General features: G+C 37.8%; 5 protein-coding genes. 1 reads left to right on the plus strand and 4 read right to left on the minus strand.

Annotated features, from left to right (window positions below; genetic code table 11):
• Both SOS22_RS07125 and SOS22_RS07130 read right to left on the minus strand, forming a co-directional pair.
• The coding region (locus tag SOS22_RS07125; RefSeq protein WP_320596775.1) for a metallophosphoesterase at window positions 1-188 on the minus strand (188 nt) is incomplete at its 3' end.
• A 41-nt stretch (window positions 189-229) separates the two neighbouring features.
• Window positions 230-727, minus strand: a complete 498-nt coding sequence (locus tag SOS22_RS07130) for a COG2426 family protein (protein WP_320325467.1) — start codon at window positions 725-727, stop codon at window positions 230-232.
• A gap of 93 nt (window positions 728-820) precedes the next feature.
• On the opposite strand from SOS22_RS07130, the gene SOS22_RS07135 reads away from it, so the two are divergent.
• A complete protein-coding gene (locus SOS22_RS07135) occupies window positions 821-2,053 on the plus strand; it encodes a DUF1015 domain-containing protein (protein WP_320596776.1) in 1,233 nt (410 codons plus the stop codon).
• A 22-nt stretch (window positions 2,054-2,075) separates the two neighbouring features.
• On the opposite strand, the gene thrH is transcribed toward SOS22_RS07135, so the two are convergent.
• Window positions 2,076-2,675, minus strand: a complete 600-nt coding sequence (thrH, locus tag SOS22_RS07140) for a bifunctional phosphoserine phosphatase/homoserine phosphotransferase ThrH (protein WP_320325469.1) — start codon at window positions 2,673-2,675, stop codon at window positions 2,076-2,078.
• Window positions 2,676-2,705: 30 nt separating this feature from the next.
• On the minus strand, window positions 2,706-3,557 hold the full coding sequence (locus SOS22_RS07145; protein WP_320596777.1) for a fructosamine kinase family protein: 852 nt from the start codon (window positions 3,555-3,557) through the stop codon (window positions 2,706-2,708).
• Window positions 3,558-3,782: the final 225 nt, after the last annotated feature.

Here is a 3,782-nt window from a genome sequence, read left to right on the forward strand (position 1 = left end):
GCCAATGGATTTAATAACGCAATAACGCCTTTGGGATCATATCCTTTGGGCAAATCATTTCGTGGCCCATGATAGAGAATGTCTCCTAATAAAACCATTCGATCGCATTGATTCTTTTTAAATTGATCAACAAGTTGCTGACAATAATACTGTGATCCATGTATATCTGAAGCAATCATCCATTTCATAACATAGATTATAAACAAAAAGAAGGTGTTTTTCCACCTTCCTATAATGCCGCCGCCAATAATCCATACGATACGATGGACATGATCACGGTTGCCAATAACACGCCTAATAAAATGGCACTGGATGCTTTTTTGATATCCATTTCTAATAATGAAGCAATCAATGAACCGGTCCAAGCGCCCGTTCCTGGCAATGGGATCCCGACAAATAATAATAAGCCAAGCCATTCGCCATGGTCCATTCCTTCACTTTTATTCATGGCTCGTTTTTCTAATTTTTCGATCCAAGGTCTTGCCCAACGGAATCGTTTTAACCAATGAAAGATTTTTTTGATAAACAATAAAATAAAGGGGATTGGTATGATATTTCCTATAACGCAAATAGGAATTGCTTGCCAAATATTCACTTTTAATAATGAGGCGACGATCAAACCACCTCGACATTCCAATAAAGGAATCATTGATACGATAAAAATCACAAATTGTGCGGATACATATTGTCCCAATGTATGCGCAAACCACGTCGCAATTGCTTCCATACAGCCTCCTAATTCCTGTTTATGATAAGTTAGGAAACTTACCTTGTCAATCATGGACTGGGTATTATAATAGAAACAAACAGGAGAAAATTTATGACCATCATGAAACCTTTTCGTGCGATTCGTCCGAGCCAGGAAATGGCTTCGCGCATTGCCAGTCTTCCCTACGACGTCTTCTCCCGAGCTGAAGCAAGGACGTATGTAGAAACGCATCCCTATACCTTTTTAGGCATTGATCGGCCCGAAACACAATTTGAACCAATCCATGATATGTATGCACAAGATGTTTATGAAAAAGCCGATGAAATGATCCATACCTATAGAGACAAAGGCTTTTTTATTCAAGACCAAACACCTTGTTTCTATATCTATGAATTGACCATGGCGAAAAGAAGCCAGACAGGTCTTGTAGGATTGTCCAGTATCGATGATTATTTACATGGAATTTGTAAGAAACACGAAAATACCGTCAAAGCCAAATTAATTGATCGGATCCATCATGTCGATAAAACCAGTGCCCAAACAGGTCCCATTTTTTTAGCCTATCGAAAAAATGAAAAACTACAAACATGGATCCAGTCCATGAAAGAGCAACGGCCCATCTATGATTTTGTGAAAGAGGATGGTATCCATCATCGGGTCTGGATCGTCACCGATACCAAACCAATCGAAGATGCTTTTAAAGAAGTGCCCTATACCTATATTGCGGATGGTCATCATCGTTGCGAATCGGCTGTGCAAGTAGGCCTTAAAAGACGAAAAGCACATCCGAATTACACTGGAAAAGAAGAATTCAATTATTTTTTAAGTGTAGCCTTTTGTGAAGAAGAACTTCGCATTTTCGATTACAATCGTTTTGTGAAAGATCTAAATGGATTAACGACCAATGCGTTTATGAAACAATTATGTATGTACTATTCGATCACACCGCTTCCTTATTCCCATCATCCCGATCATAAAGGTGAGGTTTGTATGTATATGGAAAATCAATGGTTTGATCTGATGGAAAAAGAGCCCAATACCACCGATCCCGTTCTATCCTTAGATGTCAGTTATCTACAAGATCATGTTTTAAGGCCCATTCTTGGCATTGATGATCCACGAACCAATCCGCGCATTGAATTTATCGGCGGAATTCGTGGATTAAACACCCTACAAGAAAAAGTCAATGCCCAAGATCATCCTTGTGTCGCATTTGCGATGTATCCAACAAGCATTCAAGAACTTTTTGCGGTTGCGGATGCCAAACAATTGATGCCACCAAAATCCACTTGGTTTGAACCTAAATTATTAAGTGGTTTATTTATTCATGAAATTGAACGATAAAAAAAGAGCACAAGCTCTTTTTTTATAATGCTGCTTTGATGTGCTCTAATAGTTCATCATATGTTTCTAAGGCTGGTAGTTCCGGGTGATCTTTTTTGATTTGTTCGGTCGAACGGAACAAGAAACCGGCTTTGGAGGCTTCGATCATACCCAGATCATTGAAACTATCTCCAGACGCAATGGTTTCAAAACCAATGGATTGAAGCGCTTTTACGGTTGTATATTTCGAATTTTCAATACGCATCTTAAATCCAGTAATTTCGCCTGTTTCACTGACTTCTAAAGAGTTACAGAAAATGGTTGGCCATCCTAATTTTTTCATCAATGGACTCGCAAATTCTTCAAATGTGTCACTGATGATGATTACTTGTGTCAGGGTACGTAATGTATCTAAAAATTCTTTTGCGCCTGGCATCGGATCGATCTTTGCGATCACATTTTGAACATCTTTCAATCCAAGTCCATGTTCTTTTAAGATGCCCAATCGCCAATTCATCAATTTATCATAATCGGGTTCATCCCGCGTCGTACGCGTTAATTCAGGAATACCACTTTCTTTCGCAAACGCAATCCAAATTTCAGGTACTAATACACCTTCTAGATCTAAACAAACAATATTCATGAGGATTCTCCTTTTTTCAATGGTTTTATCTTACCATGAACCTTCTATTTTTTCGATACAATGTATGACAGATCCATAATATCCATAACCAAATAAATAGAGATGATTCAAAAGATGATACAAATTATAGACATATTTGCGTTTTTCGTAACCTGCTCGCAAACATCCGTATTGCCGATACGAAGTATAAAAAGATGGAGGAAAGCCACCAAATAATTCCGTCATGGCAAGATCAACTTCCGCGTCTCCATAGTAACAAGCCGGATCAATCAACCAAGCTTTGCCATCTGGGCCTGTCATCACATTGCCACTCCAAAGATCACCATGAACCAATGATGGATGTTCTGGTTCAATCAGCAGTTCATCCAAATGCTCCATGATATGTATGATTCGTTGACGATCGGATCGAGACAGATTTTCTTCATTTCGTACCAACATGGGTCGTAATCGATACTCTTTAAAGAAAGTGACCCATGATCCACAAAAGGGATTGCTTTGTGGAGTCGATCCAATATAATTATCCGAAGAAAAACCAAATTGATTGCCCACAAAAGATGAATGCATACAAGCCAATTCTTGGGCAAAGACATCCCAATACGATGCGATTGGCTTCCCCCTTTCAATATAGTCCATTAATAAATATGCATGTTGATAGGTCGTTCCCGTTTGAAGAATATGTGGTGTCCCAATCACATGACAAGCCGCAATGGCTTCAATTCCTTTTTTTTCTTGAATGAACATATCCAAATTCGAAATGGTATTCATTTTTATAAAATACATATCCTGTTCGGTTTTGACTTGATAAGCTTTATTGATATCACCACCCGCAACCGAATGATAAGAAAGAACCTTTTTATCCACAATTTTATCAAATTCAGACATAAAATGCCTCCTTTTCTTCCAATTATGCCACTTTCCTTTCTTTCTATTTATCATTGATTATAATACAAGTAAAGAAAAGGAAGATACATACCAATGGGAATGTAAATTCAATTTCAAAGTAGAAAGGAGAATATCTCAATCGATGCGATTTGATTTTAGTACAAACAGATTTATTCAATAAATGGTCCTTACAGAAATGTATTAAATATTGTAAGGACCATTTAT

This window comes from Absicoccus sp. (assembly GCF_034090965.1).
GTDB classification, from domain to species: domain Bacteria; phylum Bacillota_I; class Bacilli_A; order Erysipelotrichales; family Erysipelotrichaceae; genus Absicoccus; species Absicoccus intestinalis.